This window comes from Pseudoalteromonas sp. BSi20652 (assembly GCF_000239855.1).
Taxonomy (GTDB): domain Bacteria; phylum Pseudomonadota; class Gammaproteobacteria; order Enterobacterales; family Alteromonadaceae; genus Pseudoalteromonas.
In genome coordinates this window covers 1-23,826 of sequence record NZ_BADT01000239.1, presented here as the reverse complement: position 1 = coordinate 23,826, position 23,826 = coordinate 1, and the positions used below count along the sequence as shown (strand labels likewise).

26 protein-coding genes, 1 tRNA gene and 2 pseudogenes are annotated in these 23,826 nt (G+C 38.5%); 18 read left to right on the top strand and 11 right to left on the bottom strand.

The window, feature by feature from the left end:
* Window positions 1–193 precede the first annotated feature (193 nt).
* The 13 genes and pseudogenes from P20652_RS00815 to P20652_RS00875 all read left to right on the top strand — a co-directional run bounded on the left by P20652_RS00815 (window position 194) and on the right by P20652_RS00875 (window position 10,094).
* Window positions 194–1,162 (top strand): calcium/sodium antiporter, encoded by a 969-nt coding sequence (locus P20652_RS00815; protein WP_033018187.1) that lies wholly within the window; start codon window positions 194–196, stop codon window positions 1,160–1,162.
* Window positions 1,163–1,165: 3 nt separating this feature from the next.
* Window positions 1,166–2,137, top strand: a complete 972-nt coding sequence (locus tag P20652_RS00820; RefSeq protein WP_008172723.1) for a KpsF/GutQ family sugar-phosphate isomerase — start codon at window positions 1,166–1,168, stop codon at window positions 2,135–2,137.
* Window positions 2,138–2,689: a 3-deoxy-manno-octulosonate-8-phosphatase KdsC gene (gene kdsC / locus P20652_RS00825; protein WP_008172721.1), complete on the top strand. Its 552-nt coding sequence runs from the start codon at window positions 2,138–2,140 to the stop codon at window positions 2,687–2,689.
* Entirely contained in the window at window positions 2,686–3,240 is a 555-nt protein-coding gene (lptC, locus tag P20652_RS00830; RefSeq protein ID WP_008172719.1) for an LPS export ABC transporter periplasmic protein LptC, read from the top strand. The genes kdsC and lptC overlap by 4 nt, the downstream gene beginning before the upstream one ends.
* A complete protein-coding gene (gene lptA / locus P20652_RS00835; protein WP_008172717.1) occupies window positions 3,230–3,775 on the top strand; it encodes a lipopolysaccharide transport periplasmic protein LptA in 546 nt (181 codons plus the stop codon). Before lptC ends, lptA begins: the two co-directional genes overlap by 11 nt.
* Window positions 3,772–4,498, top strand: a pseudogene (gene lptB, locus P20652_RS00840) (LPS export ABC transporter ATP-binding protein). Before lptA ends, lptB begins: the two are co-directional and overlap by 4 nt.
* 69 nt (window positions 4,499–4,567) lie before the next feature.
* On the top strand, window positions 4,568–6,067 hold the full coding sequence (locus tag P20652_RS00845) for an RNA polymerase factor sigma-54 (RefSeq protein WP_007580303.1): 1,500 nt from the start codon (window positions 4,568–4,570) through the stop codon (window positions 6,065–6,067).
* Between the two features lie 25 nt (window positions 6,068–6,092).
* Window positions 6,093–6,380, top strand: coding sequence for a ribosome hibernation promoting factor (gene hpf, locus P20652_RS00850; RefSeq protein ID WP_007580301.1), 288 nt, complete (start codon window positions 6,093–6,095; stop codon window positions 6,378–6,380).
* A gap of 4 nt (window positions 6,381–6,384) precedes the next feature.
* Complete coding sequence (gene ptsN, locus P20652_RS00855; RefSeq protein WP_033018186.1) at window positions 6,385–6,837, top strand: PTS IIA-like nitrogen regulatory protein PtsN; 453 nt, start codon at window positions 6,385–6,387, stop codon at window positions 6,835–6,837.
* A gap of 18 nt (window positions 6,838–6,855) precedes the next feature.
* Window positions 6,856–7,701 (top strand): RNase adapter RapZ, encoded by an 846-nt coding sequence (gene rapZ / locus P20652_RS00860; protein WP_007580299.1) that lies wholly within the window; start codon window positions 6,856–6,858, stop codon window positions 7,699–7,701.
* Between the two features lie 42 nt (window positions 7,702–7,743).
* A pseudogene (locus tag P20652_RS00865) lies at window positions 7,744–8,015 on the top strand (HPr family phosphocarrier protein).
* Between the two features lie 129 nt (window positions 8,016–8,144).
* A complete protein-coding gene (mgtE, locus tag P20652_RS00870) occupies window positions 8,145–9,503 on the top strand; it encodes a magnesium transporter (RefSeq protein WP_008172710.1) in 1,359 nt (452 codons plus the stop codon).
* Window positions 9,504–9,686: 183 nt separating this feature from the next.
* Window positions 9,687–10,094, top strand: coding sequence for a protein disulfide oxidoreductase (locus P20652_RS00875; protein ID WP_008172709.1), 408 nt, complete (start codon window positions 9,687–9,689; stop codon window positions 10,092–10,094).
* Window positions 10,095–10,250: 156 nt separating this feature from the next.
* On the opposite strand, the gene P20652_RS00880 is transcribed toward P20652_RS00875, so the two are convergent.
* Window positions 10,251–12,428: a YgiQ family radical SAM protein gene (locus P20652_RS00880; RefSeq protein WP_008172707.1), complete on the bottom strand. Its 2,178-nt coding sequence runs from the start codon at window positions 12,426–12,428 to the stop codon at window positions 10,251–10,253.
* Window positions 12,429–12,558: 130 nt separating this feature from the next.
* Window positions 12,559–14,748, bottom strand: coding sequence for an EAL domain-containing protein (locus P20652_RS00885; RefSeq protein WP_008172706.1), 2,190 nt, complete (start codon window positions 14,746–14,748; stop codon window positions 12,559–12,561).
* Between the two features lie 109 nt (window positions 14,749–14,857).
* On the opposite strand from P20652_RS00885, the gene P20652_RS00890 reads away from it, so the two are divergent.
* Entirely contained in the window at window positions 14,858–15,439 is a 582-nt protein-coding gene (locus P20652_RS00890) for an SRPBCC family protein (RefSeq protein WP_008172704.1), read from the top strand.
* A complete protein-coding gene (locus P20652_RS00895) occupies window positions 15,408–16,295 on the top strand; it encodes a TIGR03899 family protein (RefSeq protein ID WP_008172701.1) in 888 nt (295 codons plus the stop codon). Before P20652_RS00890 ends, P20652_RS00895 begins: the two co-directional genes overlap by 32 nt.
* Window positions 16,296–16,328: 33 nt before the next feature.
* On the opposite strand, the gene P20652_RS00900 is transcribed toward P20652_RS00895, so the two are convergent.
* From P20652_RS00900 to P20652_RS00940, 8 genes are all read right to left on the bottom strand, one after another.
* Entirely contained in the window at window positions 16,329–17,099 is a 771-nt protein-coding gene (locus P20652_RS00900; protein ID WP_008172699.1) for a TIGR04219 family outer membrane beta-barrel protein, read from the bottom strand.
* A gap of 3 nt (window positions 17,100–17,102) precedes the next feature.
* Window positions 17,103–18,089, bottom strand: a complete 987-nt coding sequence (locus tag P20652_RS00905; protein WP_008172697.1) for a DUF2333 family protein — start codon at window positions 18,087–18,089, stop codon at window positions 17,103–17,105.
* Between the two features lie 8 nt (window positions 18,090–18,097).
* Window positions 18,098–18,607 (bottom strand): copper chaperone PCu(A)C, encoded by a 510-nt coding sequence (locus P20652_RS00910; protein WP_033018170.1) that lies wholly within the window; start codon window positions 18,605–18,607, stop codon window positions 18,098–18,100.
* 79 nt (window positions 18,608–18,686) lie between these two features.
* A complete protein-coding gene (locus P20652_RS00915; RefSeq protein WP_008172693.1) occupies window positions 18,687–19,013 on the bottom strand; it encodes a hypothetical protein in 327 nt (108 codons plus the stop codon).
* A 169-nt stretch (window positions 19,014–19,182) separates the two neighbouring features.
* Entirely contained in the window at window positions 19,183–19,389 is a 207-nt protein-coding gene (locus P20652_RS00920; protein WP_008172691.1) for a PspC domain-containing protein, read from the bottom strand.
* A gap of 9 nt (window positions 19,390–19,398) precedes the next feature.
* Entirely contained in the window at window positions 19,399–20,079 is a 681-nt protein-coding gene (locus P20652_RS00925; RefSeq protein WP_008172689.1) for a PspA/IM30 family protein, read from the bottom strand.
* A gap of 243 nt (window positions 20,080–20,322) precedes the next feature.
* Window positions 20,323–21,255 carry a tRNA dihydrouridine(20/20a) synthase DusA gene (dusA, locus tag P20652_RS00930; protein WP_033018168.1) on the bottom strand — a complete coding sequence of 311 codons (933 nt, stop codon included), beginning with the start codon at window positions 21,253–21,255 and terminating at the stop codon, window positions 20,323–20,325.
* A 123-nt stretch (window positions 21,256–21,378) separates the two neighbouring features.
* Complete coding sequence (locus P20652_RS00940; protein ID WP_008172683.1) at window positions 21,379–21,999, bottom strand: MarC family protein; 621 nt, start codon at window positions 21,997–21,999, stop codon at window positions 21,379–21,381.
* Window positions 22,000–22,094: 95 nt separating this feature from the next.
* On the opposite strand from P20652_RS00940, the gene P20652_RS00945 reads away from it, so the two are divergent.
* From P20652_RS00945 to P20652_RS00955, 3 genes are all read left to right on the top strand, one after another.
* Window positions 22,095–22,532 carry a transcriptional repressor gene (locus P20652_RS00945; RefSeq protein ID WP_033018176.1) on the top strand — a complete coding sequence of 146 codons (438 nt, stop codon included), beginning with the start codon at window positions 22,095–22,097 and terminating at the stop codon, window positions 22,530–22,532.
* Window positions 22,533–22,608: 76 nt separating this feature from the next.
* Window positions 22,609–23,076, top strand: coding sequence for a chemotaxis protein CheX (locus P20652_RS00950; RefSeq protein WP_008172680.1), 468 nt, complete (start codon window positions 22,609–22,611; stop codon window positions 23,074–23,076).
* The gene (locus tag P20652_RS00955) at window positions 23,073–23,501 is read left to right on the top strand and encodes a secondary thiamine-phosphate synthase enzyme YjbQ (RefSeq protein WP_008172678.1); all 429 of its coding nucleotides are present in this window, start codon (window positions 23,073–23,075) and stop codon (window positions 23,499–23,501) included. Before P20652_RS00950 ends, P20652_RS00955 begins: the two co-directional genes overlap by 4 nt.
* 235 nt (window positions 23,502–23,736) lie before the next feature.
* On the opposite strand, the gene P20652_RS19260 is transcribed toward P20652_RS00955, so the two are convergent.
* Window positions 23,737–23,812: transfer RNA gene (locus tag P20652_RS19260), tRNA-Gly, on the bottom strand.
* Window positions 23,813–23,826: the final 14 nt, after the last annotated feature.

Genomic DNA, 23,826 nt, shown 5'->3' with positions numbered 1-23,826 from the left:
AAGATTTTGTAATACACCTGTAAAAAAAGATTATAAGACTCGCTCAAAACAGCTTAACCCCGGCTTAAATTTTTAAATTAGCGGTTTAAAATCACTATCGGTATATAGTTGACCTTACTCTTTTATTTATACTTTCATCATGGCTTTTGTTACTATTCGCGCCATCCTTATTTTGTATAACTGGCTTAACACAATGGTTACCTCGTTTGTTATTTTAATTCTTGGTTTTGCAGCACTTGTTTGGAGTGCAGACAGATTTGTTTATGGCGCCGCAGCTCTTGCTAAAAACTTTGGTGTACCTACACTTATCGTTGGCTTAACCGTGGTAGCTATGGGCTCTTCAGCACCTGAAATGATGGTTTCAGCCTCTGCCGCTCTGGCTAACAAAACCGACACAGCCGTTGGCAATGCAATTGGTTCTAATATTACAAACATTTTACTTGTGTTAGGTATCACCGCTCTATTTCGCCCTCTTTCAGTTTCATCAAGTACGTTAAAACGCGAAATGCCATTGGTAATGCTCGTATCTCTTGCTACTTGGTATGTATTTTCAGATAACTACTTTTCATTTAATGAAGGTGTTGCACTTTTAGTTGGCTTTGTTGTATTCATCGGTGGGTTAATTATTGTATCTATGCGAGCAAAAAACCAAGATGACCCCTTTGTATCTGAAGCCTGCGACGACGTCCCTAACGATGTACCTACTAAAAAAGCGGTATTTTGGTTAGTTGTTGGCATGATACTTCTACCTGTTAGTTCACACTTTTTAATAGGTTCAGCTGTCGATATTGCTAAATATTTTGGCCTAAGCGATTTAGTCATTGGCTTAACAATTATTGCTATCGGTACTAGTTTGCCTGAACTTGCCGCTTCCATTGCTGGTGTACTTAAAAATGAAGATGACTTAGCACTAGGTAATATTGTTGGCTCAAATATATTTAATATTCTAGCGGTATTGCCACTGGCTGGTATTATCAACCCTTCCGCCATTGATCCATCATTAGTAAGCCGAGATATATTAATTATGATTGGTGCAACACTGGCTCTTATTATTATGTCATTGAACTTTAGAGGCGCCCAACGTATCAATAGAGTAGAAGGCGGTTTATTGCTAATAGCGTTTTTGGGTTACCAAGGGTATATTTTTAGTCAAGTAGGGTAAATGATGACGACGCTAAATTTTATTGAACAAGGCCTTCGCGTTTTAGATGTTGAGCGCCAAGCACTTAGTGATATTGCACAATATGTAGATGAGAATTTTCATAATGCGTGCCAATTAATGTACGACTGCGAAGGCCGTATTATTATCATTGGTATGGGTAAATCAGGTCATATTGGCAATAAAATAGCCGCAACCCTTGCAAGCACTGGCAGCCCTGCATTTTTTGTTCATCCTGGTGAAGCAAGCCATGGTGACTTAGGTATGATCACTAAAAACGATGTGGTTATGCTTATTTCGAACTCAGGGGAGACCAGCGAAGTTTTAAATATCATTCCTGTTTTAAAACGACTGGGTGCCAAAATGATAGCCATGACTGGCAACACGCAATCAACCATGGCGACCCTTGCTAATGTACATGTGTGTATTAAAGTAGAAAAAGAAGCCTGTTCGTTGGGTCTAGCTCCTACATCAAGTACCACTGCCACACTTGCGATGGGCGATGCCATGGCAGTTGCATTATTAGAAGCTCGTGGGTTTACAGCTGACGATTTTGCGCTATCTCACCCAGGTGGCAGTTTAGGCAAGCGCTTATTACTTACTTTAAAAGATGTTATGCACAGCGGCGTAAATACACCTATTATTAGCGTTTCACAAACAGTTAAAGACGCCCTTATTGAAATGTCCGCTAAAGGGCTAGGCATGACAGCCATTGTTGATGAAAATCAGCAACTTGTTGGATTATTTACCGATGGCGACTTACGTCGTATTTTAGAACAAAGAATTGATATTCATACAACACAAATAGATGTTGTTATGACCAAGTCATGTACTACGGCTACGCAAGATATGTTAGCTGCTGAAGCACTCAACATTATGGAACACAAACGTATAAATGGCTTAATCGTCATCAATGAGCTAAATCAGCCTATTGGCGCACTAAATATGCAAGACTTATTAAAAGCAGGAGTATTATAAATGCAATTTGAAGAACTCTATCAACCGCTCAGCGATGATGCAAAAGCACGCGCTAAAAAAGTAAAGTTACTTATATGCGATATTGATGGTGTATTTTCTGATGGCCGAATTTATCTTGGTAACCAAGGTGAAGAGCTAAAAGCATTTAATACAAAAGATGGTTTTGGCATTAAAGCGCTTATAAATAGTGGTTTTGAAGTGGCTGTTATTACTGGCCGTCATTCACAAATAGTGCAACAACGTATGAGCAGCTTAACCGTACAGCATATTTATCAAGGCCAAGAAAATAAGCTCATTGCCTATCAAGAATTAAAAAACAAACTCAACCTTAGCGATGAACAAATTGCTTATATCGGTGATGATGGTCCTGACATGCCTGTTATGGAATTAGTCGGCTTTGCCGTTGCGGTTAACGATGCACACCCGCTTATTAAGCGATCATCGCACTATGTAACGCAAATGCCTGGTGGTTTTGGTGCTGTAAGAGAACTCACTGATTTGCTCATGCTTGAAAATGGTAAAGCATTGACTACACAGGGCACTAGTTCATGAATGCAGCGCGCATAATATTAAGCGTTTTATTCATTACCTGTATGGTTTGGCTTTGGTACCCTTATTTTACACAAACAAATATTGTGCCTCAGACTGAGCCAGAAGTTATTGCCAAGCCTGATTATGTAGCTATTGAGCTCAAACAGACAGCCTATGACGAGCAAGGTAAAATTAGCCACAAAGTCACTGCGGCTAAAATGGAGCTATACCAGCAATTAGGTTTCACGTTTTTCGAAAAACCCATTTTCACTTTATATAACGAACAACAAACGTGGCAAATAAATGCAGACGAAGCAACATTATATGAAGGTAAACAACTAATTTTAGAAGGCAATGTAGTTGCTAAAAATTTAACCGATAACGCAATGATAGATAAAATAAATGCAGATAATATTCAGGTAGATATAAAACTATTAACAATGCGTTCGGAGCAACCCGTCATTATCACTGGACCCAATTTAAAAATCACCGGTAAAGGCCTAGAAGCCGACTTAAAAACCGAAGTGATAAAACTAATTAACCATACGCGAACCATATATTATGACCAATAAAATATTAAAATCACTTATTATTCCTACACTTATATTAGCTTTTAATAGTAGTGCTGCAGAGCAAAACACGCAACCGCCTGCAAACCAAATTTCAATAAGCGCCGACAAGCAAGAAGGTCAATTAAAAGCTAATGTCGGGATTTTTGAGAAAAACGTTGAAATTATTCATGGTAATCGCCGTATCACAGCCGACCGTCTCGAAGTACATAAACGCGAAGAACTTGGTGATAATAAACAATTATTAATTGCCACAGGTAGCCCTGCGCACTTTGAAGAAAAGCAATCAGACGGCACGACTATGAGCGCCAGTGCTGACGAAGTCCGTTACGATGTATCTAAGCGTTTTTTAACGCTTATTGGTAATGCACAAGTATCGCAAGCAGGACAAAAAATAAATGCTAAAAGCATTACCTACGACATAGAGCAGCAGCTAATCAGTGCCGAAAAAGATGAAAACTCAACTGACCGCGTCCACACAATTTTAGTACCTATAGATACTAAAAAAAGTAAAAAAGACGATGAAGGTCAACCATGAGCATATTAAAAGCAGAACTATTAGCAAAAAGCTATAAAGGCCGTGAAGTTGTAAAAAAACGTCGGCCTTGAAGTAAAAGCTGGCAGTATTGTTGGCCTACTTGGTCCTAACGGGGCCGGTAAAACAACGACGTTTTATATGATTGTAGGGCTTGTCCCTAGCGACAAAGGTAAAATATTTATCGACGATAACGATATTACTCTTTTACCTATGCATAGTCGTGCTAGATTAGGCATAGGCTACTTACCACAAGAGTCATCTATTTTTAGAAAGCTGACAGTTTATCAAAACTTAATGGCCATTTTAGAAACGCGCAAAGAGTTAAATAAACAAACCAGGGAAGATATACTCAATAATTTATTAGATGAATTTAGCATACAACACATTCGTGATAGCCAAGGTATGGCACTATCAGGTGGTGAACGTCGCCGCGTAGAGATAGCACGGGCGCTAGCAGCAGATCCTAAATTTATATTATTAGATGAACCATTTGCGGGTGTTGACCCGATTTCGGTATTAGATATTAAAAAAATTATTCAACATCTTAAAAATCGTGGAATTGGTGTATTAATTACCGATCACAACGTAAGAGAAACCCTTGATGTTTGTGAAAAAGCCTACATTGTTTCTCATGGGGAGCTGATTGCATCAGGTACCCCAGAACACGTATTAAATGATAAAACAGTACGCGATGTTTACTTAGGCGAGCAATTTAGGCTGTAACATTTACGCCATGTCTTTAAGCATCTGCTAGTATTAATTATAACAACATAAAAGGATTGTTAGAGATACATGAGGCAATCACTACAGCTGCGCATGGGCCAGCAACTTACAATGACTCCACAGCTGCAACAAGCTATTCGTTTGTTGCAACTCAGTACATTGGATCTCCAGCAAGAAATACAAGAAGCTCTCGACAGCAACCCGCTATTAGAGGTTGAAGAGGCAGACTATTCCGAAGATGCCGCTGGTAAAAACGAGCAAAAAGCAGATACTGATGACATAACTGTTAGCGCATCTGCCGATGATGCTCCAAGCGAATACGAACAAGATAGTGGTGAAGCACTTGCAAAAGACACGCTAAGTGACGACATGGCTATGGATGTTAGTTGGGATGAGTACATGAGTGCCGCCCCTGCAGCATCATCGGGTCCAATGCCTGAAGACGAATCAATATACCAAGGGGCTTCTACTGAAACGCTCCATGAGTATTTAATGTGGCAGTTACAACTAACGCCATTTAGCCCTACCGATGAAGCTATTGCGATTGCGATTGTAGAGGCCGTAGATGATTCTGGTATTTTAACACTCAGTTGCGAAGAAATTTTAGAAAGCTTTAATCAAGAAAATGAAGATGATAACGAAGTCGAACTTGATGAAATTGAAGCGGTTTTAAAACGTATTCAATTGTTTGATCCTGTCGGCATTGCTGCACGGAGCTTGCAAGAGTGTTTGTGTATTCAGCTCAATCAGTTTGATAAAGAAACACCTTACATTAATGAAACAAAAATGATTCTAACCGAGCATATTGATTTATTAGCTGCTCGTGACTATCGTACATTAATGAAGAAAACTAAGCTCAAAGAAGAAGAGCTTAAAGAAGTAATGACATTAATACATACTCTTAGCCCTAAACCTGCAGATACTATTGTAAGAGAAGAATCTGAGTATGTTATTCCTGATGTGTCAGTTAAAAAAATTAAAGGTCGCTGGGTTGTTGAATTAAACCCTGACAGCATGCCTAAAATTCGTGTTAATAGCCAATACGCGGCAATGTCTCGCACGGTAAAATCCAGTGGTGATAGCCAGTTTATTCGCTCGCATTTACAAGAAGCTAAATGGTTTATTAAAAGTTTAGAAAGCAGAAACGACACGCTATTAAAAGTAACTAATTGTATTGTTAAGCAACAACAAGGCTTTTTTGAACACGGCCCTGAAGCCATGAAACCAATGGTTTTGAATGATGTTGCTGAAATGGTAGAAATGCACGAATCAACAATTTCGCGCGTAACAACCCAAAAGTATATGCATACACCCCGTGGTATATTTGAGCTTAAATACTTTTTCTCAAGCCATGTAAGCACCGAAAACGGGGGGGAATGTTCATCTACAGCAATCCGTGCGCTCATCCGAAAACTAATTGCAGCAGAAAACTCAGCAAAACCATTGAGTGATAGCAAAATAGCGGATATATTGGCTGAGCAAGGAATTAAAGTAGCGAGACGTACAATTGCAAAATACCGCGAGTCTCTGGCTATTCCACCATCAAACCAACGTAAAAGTTTGATTTAAGACGCAAAAAAAGAGGGTAATGCTTATGCAACTAAACTTAACTGGTCGTCACGTAGAATTAACCGATTCACTAAGAGACTATATTAATACCAAATTTGCGAAGCTAGAAAGACACTCTGATCATATTAATAATGTTCATGTCATTCTCGATGTAGAAAAATTAAATCAAAAAGCAGAAGCCACCATACACGTAAGCGGTGCCGAGCTATTTGCCTCTACAGAACATCAAGATATGTATGCCGCCATTGACTCGTTGATCGACAAGCTCGATCGACAAGTAATTAAACACAAAGAGAAGCTTGCTCGACACTAATATGATGAAATTAAGCTCACTTATATGCCAGGACTGCAGCAAAGCTGCGGTCCTTTTTAATAGCAAAAAAAGAATTTTAGAGTTCATTAGCGAACTTGCTCACGACAAACTTCCGTATTTATCGCAACATGATATCCTTAATGCTTTAATGAGCAGAGAGAAATTGGGTAGTACTGGTATAGGGCGTGGCATTGCCATTCCTCATGGAAGAATGAGCGGTGCAGAAGAGCCTTTAGCTTTAGTGCTCGTTAGCGAAACGCCAATAAATTTTGATGCAATCGATAATCGTCCTGTTGATATTTTCGTCGCACTCATCGTACCAGATGGCGATAACCAGCAGCACTTAAAGACTCTAGCAACCATTGCTGATAAACTAAATAACAAAGATTTTTGTAAACAGCTACGCAGTGCTAAATCAGATGCTGAGCTTTACCAGGTTATCGTCAATCAATCTTAGTTTTATAAAGGATGTTAAATGGAGCTAATTATCATAAGCGGCCGTTCTGGTTCTGGAAAGTCGGTTGCTTTGCGCGTAGTAGAAGATTTAGGCTATTATTGCGTAGATAATATTCCAGTTAACTTGCTTCCTTCATTAGTTCGCAGTGTGTCTGATAGCTACGATAAAATTGCTGTTAGCATAGATGTGCGCAACATCCCTAAACAACAAGATGAATTTAACGATATTCTTGAATATTTACCAGGCTTCGCAAACCCTACGCTATTTTATTTAGATAGCGACGATCAAACATTGATCAAACGCTTTTCTGAAACTCGTAGATTACATCCATTATCAATTGACTCGTTGCCTCTTGATTTAGCCATCAAAAAAGAAAAAGAATTACTTGATGTATTAATCACCCGCGCCGATTTTATGATAGACACAACTGATTTAAGCGTTCATCAACTTGCTGAATCTATTCGTGAAAAGATTTTAGGTAAAAAAGATAAGCAACTGATTGTCACGTTTGAATCGTTTGGTTTTAAACACGGCATACCAAAAGAAGCAGATTATGTATTTGATGCACGCTTTTTACCAAATCCACATTGGGAACCTGAATTAAAACCTTTAAATGGGTTAGATCAACCCGTTAAAGATTATTTGGCCAATCACAGCATTGTGCAAAAGTTCACATGGCAAATTCAAACATTCGTACAAACGTGGTTACCGCACTTAGAACGAAATAACCGCAGTTATTTAACCATTGCTATTGGGTGTACAGGCGGACAACATCGCTCTGTATATTTAGCGCAAACTATCGGTGAAAGTTTTGCAATGACACATCCCAATGTAAAAATTCGCCATCGCGAACAAGAAAAATAATATAGCTGAATAATCACCTGTTCAGCTTAGGTAGAGTAAGTTATGCATTGTGAAGACACTTTTTTAATAAAAACAAATTAGGATTGCACGCCAGAGCAGCCACCGTGCTTGCCCAATTGGCAGTGCAGTTTGATGCGACAATTACATTATTTCAAGATGACAAAGAGGCCGCAGGCGATAGCGTACTTGCACTAATGCTACTTGAAAGTAGCCAAGGCAAAGAAGTTAAAGTTGTATGCAGAGGCCCCGACTCTGAGCAAGCTTTACACGCGGTTGGAGAATTAATAGCACAACGTTTTAATGAGCAAGAATAAACAGTTATAAAATAATGCTCGCATTACTAATGCCCCAATTAAAACAAATATATAAAATAAATACGGTTAGTAACGCCAGTTAACTCACCTCTATGCATAAAGTAATATAAAAATTTATAAAGGACACCAATGCCCGAAGCTTTTGAACAAGACTATCCACTACAACAATTAAAACAGGTGACTAAGTCACTCAATAGTGGTCAATTTGTTCAAGTTAGGCGCATGCTTGCAAAAACAGCTCCTTGTGATACCGCATTATTATTAGAATCATCACCGCATAAAATTCGCCGACTCCTTTGGCAATTGGTCGATCCTGATGTGCAAGGTGATGTTCTTGAAGAGCTATCAGAAGATGTTCGTTTAGGCATTATTGCCCAAATGGAACCTAAGCACATTGCAGCCGCAACCGAAGATATGGGCCACGATGACTTAGGTGAAGTATTACGTAGTCTGCCAGACACCGTTTATAAAGACGTTGTTAGCGCGATGGATATTCAAGACCGTGAACGTGCAACACAAGCACTTTCGTATCAAGAGCGTTCAGCTGGCGCGCTAATGAACACCGATACGGTGACCATTCGCCCTGACGTTACGCTCGATGTTGTACTTAGATATATTAGACTACGCAGCGAGTTACCAGAAGGTACTGATGACTTGTACGTTGTTGATAAGCATAACTGCTTTATAGGCGCTTTATCGCTAAGTACATTATTAACTAACTCGCCAGAAAAAATTGTTCGCGATTTAATGGATGAAGATTGTGAGTCTATCCCAATCTCTATGGATGAAAGTGAAGTCGCGCAATTATTTGAACGCCATAACTGGATATCAGCTCCCGTAGTAGATGACAACGATCAACTACTTGGCCGTGTCACTATCGATGACATCGTTGACGTAATCAGAGAAGATGCCGAGCATAGTTTGTTAGGCTTAGCTGGTCTCGATGATGAAGAAGATACCTTTGCGCCAGTACTAAAAAGCTCTAAAAAACGCTCAGTCTGGTTAGGTGTTAACTTGTTAACAGCCCTTGCTGCGGCTTTTGTAGCTAGCTTTTTTGAAGGCACTTTAGATGTTTTACCTATTTTAGCTGTACTTAACGGCATAGTGCCTTCGATGGGCGGTGTTGCAGGTAGTCAATCATTAACGCTTGTTATTCGTGGTATAGCAGTAGGTCATATTAACCAAACTAACCAACGCTTTTTAATGATGAAAGAGCTCGCCATTGGAGCGCTAAATGGGGTTTTGTGGTCACTTTTGATTGCGGGTGTTATTGCCCTATGGCAATGGGACTTTATGCTTGGTGGCGTACTCGCCTTCGCTATGTTTATGAACTTAGTGGTGGCTGGTGTTGCTGGTGCAAGCATTCCTATTATTCTTAAAAAAATGAATATCGATCCCGCACTTGCAGGCAGTGTGGTCCTTACTACAATTACTGATATTGTGGGTATATTCGCCTTTTTAGGTACTGCTACCTGGTTGCTGGTATAAATTAGAAAATTTTGCAAATAACTAAGGTAGAGCTGCAACTATGACAACGGATACCAAAAATAAAAAAGAGACACCTAAAAAACGCTAAAACAAAAAGGATTATCAATATTAAAAAGTGTATTGATATACGGCTCTATATTTTTCGTCATTTATACTGCAGTCAATTGGTGGCGACAACCTGTCATGCCAGCAAATCCTCAATTACAATTAATCGATTACAAAGGGAAAAACATTGATTTAGCAGCAATGAGCCAAGGTAAACCCATACTTGTCTATTTTTGGGGAACTTGGTGCCCTATTTGTAGTATTACCTCCCCTGCCATAAACGAACTCTCAAACGAGAATAACTACCCTGTCGTGAGCATCGCAATAAAATCAGGTGCTGATCAAGAACTACATGATTACCTAAATGATCATGGCTACAGTTTTACCACTGTAAACGATCAACACGGTGAGATATTTGCCGATTGGCAAGGGCAAGTCACGCCATCTTATATAATCTTAAAAGATAATAAAATGACGCAAGGACTAACAGGTATTCAACCGTTATGGTCACTTAAATTACGTTTATGGTTATCATCAACGTTTTAAACGGCTAACTAAAATATTAAATAATTATTTATTAAGGTGCACTTTTATTGGCTACATTAATATAGCCAATAAAAGTCAGTTTTACTTAGTTTAGGAGCTTACAAAGCCCGTATATTAATTAAATGGCTCTACTAGCTTAATGAGTAAAATATATCACTAACGTGTACTTTGACGATTACCGCCTACTTTTGGTTTAGTGTTTGCCTTTTTAAATTGGCTAAAACCGGTATGTCGCGTTAGTGCAGGACGTCCGCCTTTACTGCCACCTTTACCTGCTTTTTCGTCACGCCCTTCTTCAGGCACTAAACAGTTAGGCCCTTTACCAATTAAATTAGCTTTACCCATTTTACGCAGTGCTTCACGTATCATCGGCCAACCCGCTGCATCATGGTAGCGTAAAATAGCTTTATGTAATCTACGTTGGCGAGCACCTTTAGGTACTGGAACAACTTCTGTATTGTTTTTTATATTACGTAAAGAGTTCATTTCTGTGTGGTAAATAGTCGTCGCATTAGCCATGGGTGAAGGGTAAAAATTTTGTACCTGATCAAGCTTAAAGTCATTTGATTTAAGCCATAAAGCCATGTTTACCATGTCTTCATCTTTTGTCCCTGGATGAGCTGAAATAAAATAAGGAATTAAATACTGCTTTTTACCGGCTTCTTTAGAGTACTTATCAAATAACTCTTTAAATTGATCGTACGCCCCCATACCTGGCTTCATCATTTTTGATAATGGGCCATCCTCTGTATGCTCTGGCGCTATTTTTAAGTAGCCACCTACATGATGCGTTACTAATTCTTTAACGTAACGCGGGTCGCGTACAGCTAAGTCGTAACGAACACCAGAAGCAATCAATACCTTTTTAATACCCTTAACTTCACGTGCCTTCTTGTATAGGTCAATTGTTGGCGTATGATCTGTATCCATGTGCTTACAAATTTCAGGGTACACACATGATAAACGTCTACAGGTACTTTCTGCCTTTTTGCTAGTACAACGCAGTTTATACATATTCGCCGTTGGGCCACCTAAATCAGAAATAACACCGGTAAAACCGGGTACTTTATCTCTAATCTGTTCAATTTCTTCAATAATTGATTCTTGCGAACGACTTTGAATAATACGCCCTTCATGCTCCGTAATTGAGCAAAACGAACAACCACCAAAACAACCACGCATAATATTAACTGACGTTTTTATCATGTCGTAAGCAGGAATTTTAGCATCGCCATAACTTGGGTGTGGAATACGCTGATACGGTAAACCAAATACAGCATCCATTTCATGAGTTTCTAATGGATATGCTGGCGGGTTTACCCAAATAGAGCGATCGCCGTGTCGCTGGAAAAGCGCTCTTGCACAACCAGGGTTTGTTTCTTGATGTAAAATACGTGAAGCGTGAGCATATAAAGGTTTGTTAACACTTACTTGCTCATAGGCAGGTAATTTAACATAGGTTTTTTCCCACGGCTTAGGGCGCGCAGGCTGAACCGTAATTGGTTTTGCCGCTTCTGCTTTTAAATCAATACCCGCTTGTTTAAATTCAGATTTACTACAACCTACATCATCAGCACCATATGGATTTGGAATTGGATCAATTTTACCAATTTTATCTATAGCGGTAGAGTCGCTCCCACGCCAACCTGGTAAAGGCTCTTTACGAATAACAGCCGTACCACGGATATCTTGAATGGTGTCCATCGTTTCACCCGCAGCAATTCGATGTGCAACTTCAACTAACGGGCGCTCAGCGTTACCGTAAATTAAAATATCGGCTTTTGCATCAAACAAAATACTACGACGTACTTTTTCTTGCCAATAATCATAATGTGCAATACGACGAAGACTGGCTTCAATTCCACCAATAACGATTGGTATACCTTTGTAGGCTTCGCGGCATTTTTGAGAGTAAATCATTACAGCGCGGTCAGGGCGTTTTCCACCTACATTATTAGGTGTATAAGCATCATCATGACGCATACGCTTTTCGGCTGTATAGCGGTTAATCATCGAATCCATGTTACCAGCAGTAACGCCAAAAAATAAATTGGGTCTACCGAGTTCCATAAATGCATCTTTAGAATCCCAAGCTGGTTGGGCAATAATACCGACTCTAAAACCTTGCGCCTCAAGTACACGGCCAATTACCGCCATACCAAAACTAGGATGATCAACATACGCGTCGCCACTAATTATTATTATGTCGCAGCTATCCCAGCCAAGTGCATCCATCTCTTCACGTGTAGTTGGTAAAAATGGCGCGGTGCCATAACATTCAGCCCAGTATTTAGGGTATGAAAATAAGGCGCGCTTAGCTTTGAGTGTGCTCATAATTGTGGCCGTATAATAACAAAAGGCGCGAATTATACCCTACTAAAGTGTTTATATATACAAATCAGTCGAAGCATATCGCGCCTTAAATTATAAATCGCTCATTAGCTTAAATAATAGGTTAATCTTTTTAGCGTTTATTTATAAACTCTATTAATTCATTCTCAGGCATCGGTTTACCATACATAAATCCTTGCACTTCATCACATCCTAAATTTTTCAAAAATGTGGCTTGCTCCTGTGTTTCTACCCCTTCAGCAATTGTTTTTAAACCCAACTTTGCACCAAGAGATATAACCAATGCAGCAATAGCACCGGTATCATCGTTTGGTAAACCCTTTATAAATGCACGGTCTATCTTTAATCTATCCAGTGGTAAACTTTGAATATAACTTAGCGATGAAAAACCAGTACCAAAGTCATCAATAGCAACTTCAATTCCGAGTTCTTTCAACTCTCTGAGCGTATTGATAACCGTTTCTAACTCATCCATAACTACGCTCTCGGTTACTTCCAGTTCTATATTTTTTGGCTTAACACCATACTTCAATAGTGTGTTTTTAACCGTTTGTGCATAGCCTTTTACTTTAAATTGTGGAACAGACACATTAACTGCAATGCAAATTTCTGTGCCCATGTTTTCTAAACGCTTTTGCTGCTGGCAAGCTTGTTCTAATACCCATTGCCCTATATCCACAATAAGTCCTGCATCTTCTGCAAGCGGTACAAATACCGCCGGAGATATGTATACGCCATCACCTGTTGGCCAGCGTAATAACGCTTCGCACCCAATTAACGATAAGTCATCGAACATAAGTTGAGGTTGATACCAGACCTCTAACTTATTTCGAGCAAAATCATGACGCAATTGTCTAATAATTCCTAAACGCCAAGCCATTTTATCTTGCATCTCAATATTGTAATAAACACCTTCTTTGTGCTTTATTTTTTTAGCTTGATTAAGCGCAATATAAGCGACTTTAAGTGTATCAATACCGCTACTTTGAAAGTCTTGTTGTTCACACAAGCCAATTCTGAAATCTACCGGCAGCACATGTTCTTCTGCACGAAATGGTATACTTAATTGATTATTTAATTCTTTTAAATCAAACTCGTTACGACGAATAATGAAACCAAAAACATCTGCACCAATACGTGATAATATTTTAGCCTTGGGGAAATTTTTTCTTAGCCTTTGAGAAATACCAATTAATATTTTATTACCCGTATCTTGACCTAAACCATTATTAATATCTGCAAAATTAACAACATCAATTAATACAAATATGTAATTATTTACATGGGGCTTTTGATAACGTACAACTTCTTCAATAAAATTTGTGCGGTTTGAAATACCAGTTAATACATCTTTGTAAGCAGCATCTCTCAACTTTACAAAGAGCCTTATATTATCAAGCGCCACACTTACATTCGTTAAAAATATCTCAGCAAATTGGAGCTGAGTCACTGTTGGTGTATGATCGCACTCAATATATAAAGCCGCTTTGCGATGCTTGTTTTTTAAAACAAATGTTACATTGGTATCCGTATGTTGATGCTTTAAAAAATCAAAGCATATCTCTACTTGTTTAAATACATTGCTATCAACATTAATTAATTTTTCACCATAATAGCCTTCGTAATGCTCGCAGCCACCAAGTACTTGAATAAAGTCATCACCATCTAACTTACTACACACAAGTCCTTTAGGCGGACACTCCAAAAGCATGCTCATGTATTTAATAATTTCTTTGCTTAGTCGTTTTATATCTGTAAGACCTGAAATAGACTTTGATGCTAAAACAATCGTGTTCATAGCATCACTTTGATACTTAAGTTGACAAACTTGATCATATGAGCGAATGGCAGTTATGAGCGAAGCAACTAACTTAGCGCGGGTGAGCTCTGTTTTTGTTTTATAATCATTTATATCGTATTCACGTATTACTTTTTCTTCTGCCGTATTACCCGCTTGCCCTGTTCTTAAAATAATTCTTACATGTTGGTTATTTAATTCGTCACGTACCCTTTTTACAACCTGCAAACCGGCATCGTCAGTTTCCATTACAACATCTAAAAAGATAACCGCGATATTTTTATTTTTAGCTAATACTTCTATTGCTTGCGCACCGGAGTAGGCATCGTGAAATCGTAAGCCTGCACCTAAAAATTCAACGCCAGATAAAGCTAATTTTGTCACCGAATGAACTTCAGGTTCGTCATCAACAATTAATATGTCCCAAAACTTAGTTTGCTCAATAAAACCTTCGTCCTCATGGCCTTGCTCTGAGAATAAAAAATTATTTTGATCTAACGACATTCGCTCTCCAATGTAGCAATTAGTAAATTATTTTTGGTTTATAATCCAATTCATATTATAGTCGATTAATAAAAAGTTGTTGTATTTCAACTTAAAATTAATAAAGGATGTGCTTATTAAACCATTAAAAATGCTAATTAAAGGCGTATTACTAGCGCTGCTAGTACTCGTGCTAGTTGGGCTGATACTTCCTCAAAATTATAATGTGAGTAAAACAGTACAAATTAATGCCAATCTTGAAGTAGTAAAGCCGCTTATCACCGACTTTAGCCAATGGCAAAAATGGTCTCCATGGGAAAAAGTAGACCCCAGCATACGTTTTACTTTGGGTGAACCCAGTTCTGGCCTAGGAGCTCATCAGTCTTGGAAAGGAAAATGGGGGTATGGTGAAATGATCATTACTTCGGTAAGTAAAAATAAAGTCAACTTCAACATACTTTTAAATACTGAACATATTGTAAGAGGCACTTTTAACCTCAGCGAGCAAAACGGTATAGTTACGTTAATATGTAACATTAAAGGACAAACTACTGCTCCTTTAATATCTGGCTACACCGCAATCTTAAGCGAATATATGCTTAGCAATACGGTTTCTCTGGGTTTGAATAACATTCAAACCATTGCACAGCTTAATGATGCACAAAGGATAATGCATAGTCATGACAGTAAAAACAGCACAAGCAAGAATTAATCTGGCGAACCTTATTGAATCGTTACTTGGCTATCCTATTACAAAAGTAGGTAATAATGGAGTGCTGCCTACTAACGAGCAAAGCTATAATATTAAAGGCCAAATTAAGCCGCTTTATCATATCAACAGTGAAAGCTCTGTTTTAGCTCGCGCCCAAAAGCGCCAAGATTTACTACTTATTAAACAACAACAAAATATAGAATCAATTTTAGCAATGGCCATGGGGTTTTGCCCTGATGTAGCAAGTAGTAAACAACCCGATGTTGATTGGGTAGAGCATTTTATTGCACTGTGCGAAGATACTTCAAATGAGTCAATGCAAATTTTATGGGCAAAAATTTTAACAGGAGAAACACTCAATCCTGGTACGTTTTCAATTAAAAGCCTTCAAACGTTAAAACATATGACACAGCGAGAAGCTGATTCTTTACAAAAATGTGTATCGCTCTCAGGCTATAACGAAAAAGACGACAGCCACTTTATATTACTCGGCTTTTACAAAAAACCGTCCTTGTTTGATTTGCTACGAAAAGGCAATAAAGTATCTCTAAATTTAGGAAAAACGGGGATTAGCTTTCCTGATATCTTAACGCTCATGGATCTTAATTTACTGTATAGAAAAGAAATTGAATCTGCAGTGCTTAAAGCGGGACAAGAACTTACCCTTTCATTTTTATCGCAAAAAGTAACGTTAAAAGCAAAAAGCAGTGATTTAGTATTGAGCTATTACAAATTTACGCAAACAGGTGATGAGCTATCTAAACTTATTAAGTTCCCTGTCAATAAGGTCTATAAGCAGTTGATTAATAATGCGCTAGAGGGAGAGTTTGATTTAGCGTGGCACGCAATAAAATAATATGCCACGCTTAACTTAATTATAGAGCGCTAATTAAAAATGAATCTGAATACCCGCAAATGGGCCAGATGCATCAATATCAGTTGTAATATCATCTACATCATCAATTTCTAATATCATAGAGCGGTAACCTGCTTTAACTGCAACATCTACTGCTAAGTTATCAATAAGTTCCCACGCTACGCCTACTTGGTAATCTTGTACTTTACTATCGTCAATAGCCAAAAAGCTACCTTCAAAAAATACACTTAAGCCAGTAAATGGTAAGCCAGCTTCGGCACGACCATATGCAAGAGGAACAAAACCAGAAAAATTAACAGTTTCAGTAAAGTTAGCACCACCATTTTGAGTAGTGCCATTTACAACAATATCACCGTCAAACTGTTTGGCATTTAAACCTAAGTCTATTGAGATTAAGTCATTATCAAAAATTTCATAATACAAAATATAATCAATATGCGTTAAATCGCTTACTGTATTTACAGTAGAGCCAACAACATAATCAGAACCATTAAAGCTAAACGTATCTGTAAGCAGCGCTGAACCATTTAACTCAAGCTCTGTATACTTTAATTTAATGTTTGGTACTAATGGTACCGGATGCTCAAGCGCCGCGTAATAACTTACAAAAGTCTCATCTTCAAAATTAAAATCTTGAGATGCATTATTTTTGTAAGAAAACTGACCATCATTATCAGATTTCCACCCATCAACACCTACGTATAAACCAAGTAGGGTGTCAGCTTGCGCTGCCGGTGCTAAACATGCCATTGAAAGGGCTGCTGCTAAACAATACTTTTTCATTTTTTATCCTTGAGCTAGTAGTTCGCTAAGTTCGATTAAAGCCGCATTGGCTCTAGAAATATAATTTGCCATAACTAAAGAGTGATTAGCAACATAGCCAAAACCATTCCCGTTTAAAATAAGTGGGCTCCACACTGTTTCTTGGGTAGCCTCAAGCTCACGTATAATTTGTTGAACGCTTACACGCGCATTTTTCTTCTCAAGCACATCAGCAAAGTCATACTCTATCGCTTGTAAAAAGTGTAATAACGCCCATGTAGCACCACGCGACTCGTAAAACACGTCGTCAATTTCTAACCACGGTGTTCTTACTTGTTGCTGCAGTGGAGCAAGCGTTGCTTGTTTATTAGATGAATTACCCGCTAAATCAGTATTCACTTTTTCTTGGCCTACACTGGCACTTAAACGCTGGCTTAAGCTACCTAAACGTTTTTCAGCCTCTTTAAGCCAACTACGTAAGTTATCTGCTCGTGCGTAAAATTGGCTATCGCGTTCATGCTCGTTAGCTATTTGTCCACGATATAACATTAAATAGTCAATCCCTTTTTGATATTCGCCTTCAGCACTTGGCCATGCCCATGCTTCAGAGCTTATATTAAATTGTGGTTGCGCCTTTTTAAGTGCTTCATGTTCAGTCGATTGTGATTGCGAACGACTAAAATCTTTTCGCATAGAAAGTGATAAATCACGTACCATTTCTAGTGCGCCATATTCCCATGCTGGCATATCATCCATAATAATACTTGGCGGTATGACATCATTTGATAAGTAGCCACCCGGTTTATCGAGTAAGGTATTTGCTACCGTAATTAACGTAGAAGTAGTTACATAACCCGTTACTACATTTTCATTACGAAGCTGCGCTTGCTCTTTGGCGTTTGCAACAACATCAAAACGTGAAGGCTCAGTGCTCCAATAAACAGCAATTGCGTAAAATATGATAAGCAGTAAAACAACTATCCCTGCTATTTTTCCTTTATGTTGCGACATGTGTACTCCTAGTGATGAGCGTGTTGAGTAGATGGTTTTGACTGCTTAGCTTGTGCTTCAAGCGACACTACTTGAGCATTAGTAAACAACCGATTACCGTCACTAAAATATAGCGTGAGTTTACGTTCTTGCCCTACTTTTAATGGCTCTTGTGGTTCAAATACCATTAAATGATAACCGCCAGGCTGAAAGCTGACACTTTCGTGCGCTTTAATTTCAACCGATTCAACTTGTTGCATTTTCATCATGCCGTCTACATGTGAATGCTCGTGTATTTCAACACGCCCTAAGCCATCAATAGTTGCCTTAGTTAAAGTTGCTGCGGCTCCACCGTGATTAATAAGCGTTAAATAGCCTACAGTTGAAGTGCTCGCAGGTAAAAACTCTCTAACTTGCGCGTTAGTGACTTCGAGTACAGCCACATCAGAACCGTGATCGTGCTCTGAGTGTGCCGCCAACGATGACGAAAAAAAACTAAATACTAATGCAGAAGCCATCGAAAAACATAGTTTCGTCATCATTCTTATCCTTATGAAAACTTTAAATTACAGGCTAAATTTAACATAGTTAACCTATAATAGTCAGTCAAATTAAGGATTAAGAGGCTACTTTTTTGTTATCGGCAACAAGCCAACACAACACTGCAACAAATAGTAACAGCCATGCAATCATTATAGATCCAAATAAAAGCGCTAAAACAGTCCCTGCTAATGCCACTACACCCGCACCAACTAATCCCATAGTAATTAAAGCTACTACCGCAACTACAGCAACAATTGTGGCCAAAGCACCTACAAGCTCGAGCCCAACCCAGCTAATATCAGCAATCCATAACGGCAACTGCCAAGAATCAATCTGCACAAACGTTATTAAATCAGTAAACAGTAATAAATAGATAATTACACATACTGCCAAAGCTTTCATAGTAATTCTCCTTATACCAACCGGCTTATATATGGGGTCTATTTAACGATAAGAAAACTGCACTATAACTAGGCAAAATTTTATATCTAGTTGTTCTACATAAAATTTTTAACAATGTTATAGAGTGATTTAATTCGTTAAATTGTTCAAATATTTATGCCTGTTGGTATTAATACTCTTTATTTTCAAGGCAGCAATGCGCTATAAAATAACCAAGTGCAATTGCAAACGGAAAACTCAAAAACAACAAAATAGTAACTACGCGTGTTGCCCATACCGGAAAGTCCAACCTATGAGCTAAACCACTACAAACACCCGATATTTTTTTATTTAGAGTATCTTTATACCAACCTCGTTGACGATTAAAGCTGTTCATAGCAATCTCCTAAGCAGTTTGTTTTAAGTTAGTATTTAAATTCGCTTTTAAGCGAGCCAGTTCAGCATCAATTTTTTCATTTTTAACTAACGACTCAATTTGGGCACTCGTAGAGCTTGCTGTATCAGTCAGCTCATAAGCCTCTACTTGAGCTTCAATACCTTCAACACGCTGCTCTATTTGTTCAAAACGAGATAACGCATGAGCTACTTTATCGCTTTGTAGTTGCGTACTGATTCGCCCTCTAGCAATAGCAACATTATGACGCTGCATTAACTGAGCTTGCTTAGTTTTAGCCATAGCCATTTTTTGCTGCAGACGCTCACAATCAACCTTAATTTTTGCAATAGACTCTTGCAGTGTTTCTAGTTGAATTTGCTTATTTTCAATGCTTTCGTTAACGCGCTGCTTTTCAAGTAAGGCAGACTTAGCAAGGTCATCACTGCCCTTCTCAACCGCACGTTCTGCTTTAATTTGCCAAGCTGCTAATTCTGTTTTTTTAGTATCAATTTGGCGATTAATTATTTTCTCTTCACACAATAAAGCGGCTGCTGTACTACGGGACTCATTCAATGCATCTTGCATCTCGGTAAGCATTAGGTTTAAAAGTTTTTCTGGATCTTCTGCTTTATCAAGCATAGCGACAATGTTTGATTGAATTACATCATTTACGCGGTTAAATATTCCCATGAGATTCTCCTGTTGATTTTTAATTAATTTCAACAAGGAGATTCCAAGAGTTGTGCCAAGTCCATCAAAAAGAAATAAAACCTTTAAAATCATAATTGTAAATAACAAACACTCTAAATTTTAGTGACTTTAAGCTGAACAACATAGAGTGGAATTGGCCAATAAATTATGATTTTGACTAATTTTTAGGATCAAAAAAGCCACTCGAAAGTGGCTTAAATTTAGAATTTTTAAAGCTTAGTTTTATTCTGGTACAAAGCTTAATGCTTTATCCATTACCGATAAATCAGCTTGCTTACCGTGACCACTTTCAGAAAGGTGGCGTCTAAAACCTCGCGCACCAGGCTGCCCCTGAAAAATACCGAGCATGTGACGTGCAATATGCCAAAAATTAGCACCCAAACGCATTTCTTCTTCAATGTAGTCATACATTGAACGCACTACGTCGTGGCGTGACTGCGTGTTTGCAGCATCTCCATAAATTTTCTCATCAACGTCATTGAGCATAAATGGGTTGCTGTAAGCCTCACGCCCAATCATTACGCCATCAATATGTTGCAAATGTTCTAGGCTCTGCTCAATTGTTTTAACACCGCCATTTAGGCTTAAGTCTAGCTGCGGATAATCTTTTTTAAGTTGATAAACACGTGGGTAATCAAGCGGTGGAACTTCACGATTTTCTTTCGGGCTTAAACCATTGAGCCATGCTTTACGAGCATGAATAATAAAATCATCACACCCTACTTTATGAGACGCTTCAATAAGCGCACATAAAAACTCATACGAATCTTGCTCATCAATACCAATACGCGTTTTAACGGTAACAGGAATGTTTACTTCGTTTTTCATTGCGGCAACACAGTCAGCAACTAATTGAGGTTCAGCCATTAAACATGCACCAAATCGACCATTTTGAACTCGGTCTGACGGGCAACCTACATTTAAATTTATTTCGTCATAACCACGCTCACCGGCTAATTTTGCACATTGCGCAAGTGCTTTAGGATCAGAGCCACCAAGTTGCAGCGCAACTGGGCCTTCGTGTTTATTAAAATGTAAGTAGTCACCTCGACCAAATAAAATAGCCCCTGTGGTTATCATTTCAGTATAAAGCACAGTATGTTTAGTCATTTTGCGATGAAAAGTACGACAATGGCGATCAGTCCAATCAAGCATGGGGGCCACAGAAAAGCGTCTATCCAAAGTACATTTATTCAAAGCAAACCTCAGGGTATTAAAGTTATTAAGCACAGCTTAAAAGGCGCTGTATTTTACACAAAAGCCTGGCGAGCATCAATGTTAAGAAAACACCTGCAAGCCAAAATAATGGGCTATGCCATTTAAAATATTGGTAACCGCAACCGAACTTAAAATAAGCCCCATTATTCTACTTATTATACTTGCACCACTATCACCAATTAATTTATGTACGTGAGTTGCAAGGAGTAACAAAACCAGTACAACAGCAAGTACAGCAAGCATCATTGATGAAGTGATTAATTGCTCAACCCAGGTATGCTCTTCATTGCGGGTCATTAATACAGCGCCCAACATAGCGCCTGGGCTCGCGATGGATGGAATAGCTAGCGGAAAAATAGCTGTTTCAGTGCTATCACGCATACTTTTAATTTCAGTTTCAGGTTTGCTTTCACCAAAAATCATTGAAAGAGCAAAAATAAGCAATACAATACCACCGGCTATTTGAAACGCTGATAGCGGAATTTTAATTGCATTAAGTAATAGCTCTCCTGCAAGCACAAAAAATAAGAGTACTAATGCAGATACCCCTACTGCTTTTACTATAACTTTACGTTTAAACCTTTCACTCTCGCCACGTGTAACTGCAATAAATACAGGCACGGTACCAATGGGGTCTATAACCGCAAAAAAGAATATAAATATAGCTAATAACTCATGCATTACTGGCTTTCCTAGATAAAAAGCGTTTAATAAAAACACTGCAACTACAATACAGTATGTTAGTATATCACGGTAGCATAAGGATAAGAGCAATGATGAATATAGAATCACTTGTAAGTAAAGCAAAGCAAGTTTGCGACAACCGTGGCGCGCGTTTTACACCAATCCGCGAAAAAGTATTTCGCCTATTAGCCAGTGCACAAGGCGGTGTTGGTGCGTACGATTTGCTTGAACAATTAAAAGTAACAGAAACAGGCGCTAAACCTGCAACTATTTATCGTGCTTTAGACTTTTTAGCTGAGCTGGGTTTTATTCATAAAATTGAAAGCACAAATGCATTTATGCTGTGTCATCATTTTGATCATATTCATCCTGTACAGTTATTAATTTGTGATACCTGCGGTTTTGTAAAAGAGTTACATTCAACCGTAATCTCTCATGAACTAAACAGCCTAGCAGCCGAAGGTGGATTTGTTGTTTCTGGTCAAACAATAGAAGCGCATGGTAAATGTGAATCTTGCAGAGCATCATAATTCCCAAAAAATCTCCTAATGGCTATACTCATATAAATTGTAGCCATTTCATAATACCAATTTAAGAGTAAACAATATGAATGTAGAGTTCATCAATCCATTTTTATCTTCTTTGATCAATGTATTAAGTACAATGGCTCAAACTCAATTGAAACCAGGTAAGCCACGTATCAAAACGGATGAGGTAGCCTGTGGCGATGTATCTGGTCTTATTGGTATGGTAGGCCCACAAACCCGAGGATCGTTTTCAATTACTTTTGATCAAGAGCTAGCACTTACTATCATGGAGCGCATGCTTGGCGAACGTCCTGAGTCTATAGATGAGGAAGTTACAGATATGGTAGGTGAAATTACTAACATGGTGACGGGGGGGGCTAAAAACCTACTCGGTGAAAAAGGTTTCGACTTTGATATGGCAACACCTATTGTCGTATCAGGAAAAGGCCACACTATTACTCATAAAAGCCAAGGCAAAAAAATAATTATGCCATTTACTTGCGATGCAGGTAATGCAAACATTGAAGTTAGCTTCGATAAACTATGAGTTGGCAGCACAGACAAATTACATTGAAACCTCGCAGCCGAGGTTTTCATTTAATTGATGACGAAATATTGTCTCAACTTCCTGAACTGGAAAATTATAAAGTTGGTTTATTACATTTATTTATTCAGCATACCTCAGCGAGCCTTACAATAAACGAGAATGCAGACCCCACTGTTCGTATGGACATGGAGAGCCATTTCAATAAATTCGTTCCTGAGCGTCAACCTTATTACCGCCACGATTATGAAGGTGACGACGACATGCCCGCACACATAAAAACCAGTACGTTGGGTTGTGAATTAACTATTCCCATTTCAAATGGTTATTTAGCGCTAGGTACATGGCAAGGTATTTACTTGGGCGAGCACCGTGATTCTGGTGGCTCTAGACGAGTTATAGCAACTATTCAGGGGGAGCTGTTTTAACAAAAGCTTCAGGTTTCAAAGTATTAACTCTTCCTACCTCACTCACACCTTATAACGTCAAAGTACAACACTTATCTTGTAAGCGCAGAACGCGCGCGCGAGAAGCAATAGCTTCTAACAACCAAAACTTCAATGCTGAATATTGCACATAGAATAAAGTAGATAAGAAAGATTTTAAATTATAATTTTATTTATGATTTTTAATACAGAAAATTTTGAAAGGATATAAAAAGATTGGAGCGGTACACGAGGCTCGAACTCGTGACCTCGACCTTGGCAAGGTCGCGCTCTACCAACTGAGCTAGTACCGCATTTTTATTTCTGT

Bases quoted from the DNA above. Each gene is read 5' to 3' on its own strand.
- lptC (WP_008172719.1), top strand. From the start codon at position 2,686: ATGAATGCAGCGCGCATAATATTAAGCGTTTTATTCATTACCTGTATG.
- kdsC (WP_008172721.1), top strand. From the start codon at position 2,138: ATGCAATTTGAAGAACTCTATCAACCGCTCAGCGATGATGCAAAAGCA.
- P20652_RS00820 (WP_008172723.1), top strand. From the start codon at position 1,166: ATGACGACGCTAAATTTTATTGAACAAGGCCTTCGCGTTTTAGATGTT.
- P20652_RS00900 (WP_008172699.1), bottom strand. From the start codon at position 17,099: ATGAAAAAGTATTGTTTAGCAGCAGCCCTTTCAATGGCATGTTTAGCA.
- P20652_RS00940 (WP_008172683.1), bottom strand. From the start codon at position 21,999: ATGCATGAGTTATTAGCTATATTTATATTCTTTTTTGCGGTTATAGAC.
- hpf (WP_007580301.1), top strand. From the start codon at position 6,093: ATGCAACTAAACTTAACTGGTCGTCACGTAGAATTAACCGATTCACTA.
- P20652_RS00950 (WP_008172680.1), top strand. From the start codon at position 22,609: ATGAATGTAGAGTTCATCAATCCATTTTTATCTTCTTTGATCAATGTA.
- lptA (WP_008172717.1), top strand. From the start codon at position 3,230: ATGACCAATAAAATATTAAAATCACTTATTATTCCTACACTTATATTA.
- P20652_RS00915 (WP_008172693.1), bottom strand. From the start codon at position 19,013: ATGAAAGCTTTGGCAGTATGTGTAATTATCTATTTATTACTGTTTACT.
- P20652_RS00920 (WP_008172691.1), bottom strand. From the start codon at position 19,389: ATGAACAGCTTTAATCGTCAACGAGGTTGGTATAAAGATACTCTAAAT.
- P20652_RS00945 (WP_033018176.1), top strand. From the start codon at position 22,095: ATGAATATAGAATCACTTGTAAGTAAAGCAAAGCAAGTTTGCGACAAC.
- rapZ (WP_007580299.1), top strand. From the start codon at position 6,856: ATGGAGCTAATTATCATAAGCGGCCGTTCTGGTTCTGGAAAGTCGGTT.
- P20652_RS00885 (WP_008172706.1), bottom strand. From the start codon at position 14,748: ATGTCGTTAGATCAAAATAATTTTTTATTCTCAGAGCAAGGCCATGAG.
- P20652_RS00955 (WP_008172678.1), top strand. From the start codon at position 23,073: ATGAGTTGGCAGCACAGACAAATTACATTGAAACCTCGCAGCCGAGGT.
- P20652_RS00895 (WP_008172701.1), top strand. From the start codon at position 15,408: ATGACAGTAAAAACAGCACAAGCAAGAATTAATCTGGCGAACCTTATT.
- P20652_RS00880 (WP_008172707.1), bottom strand. From the start codon at position 12,428: ATGAGCACACTCAAAGCTAAGCGCGCCTTATTTTCATACCCTAAATAC.
- P20652_RS00905 (WP_008172697.1), bottom strand. From the start codon at position 18,089: ATGTCGCAACATAAAGGAAAAATAGCAGGGATAGTTGTTTTACTGCTT.
- mgtE (WP_008172710.1), top strand. From the start codon at position 8,145: ATGCCCGAAGCTTTTGAACAAGACTATCCACTACAACAATTAAAACAG.
- P20652_RS00875 (WP_008172709.1), top strand. From the start codon at position 9,687: ATGCCAGCAAATCCTCAATTACAATTAATCGATTACAAAGGGAAAAAC.
- P20652_RS00925 (WP_008172689.1), bottom strand. From the start codon at position 20,079: ATGGGAATATTTAACCGCGTAAATGATGTAATTCAATCAAACATTGTC.
- P20652_RS00910 (WP_033018170.1), bottom strand. From the start codon at position 18,607: ATGACGAAACTATGTTTTTCGATGGCTTCTGCATTAGTATTTAGTTTT.
- dusA (WP_033018168.1), bottom strand. From the start codon at position 21,255: ATGCTTGATTGGACTGATCGCCATTGTCGTACTTTTCATCGCAAAATG.
- ptsN (WP_033018186.1), top strand. From the start codon at position 6,385: ATGAAATTAAGCTCACTTATATGCCAGGACTGCAGCAAAGCTGCGGTC.
- P20652_RS00845 (WP_007580303.1), top strand. From the start codon at position 4,568: ATGAGGCAATCACTACAGCTGCGCATGGGCCAGCAACTTACAATGACT.
- P20652_RS00815 (WP_033018187.1), top strand. From the start codon at position 194: ATGGTTACCTCGTTTGTTATTTTAATTCTTGGTTTTGCAGCACTTGTT.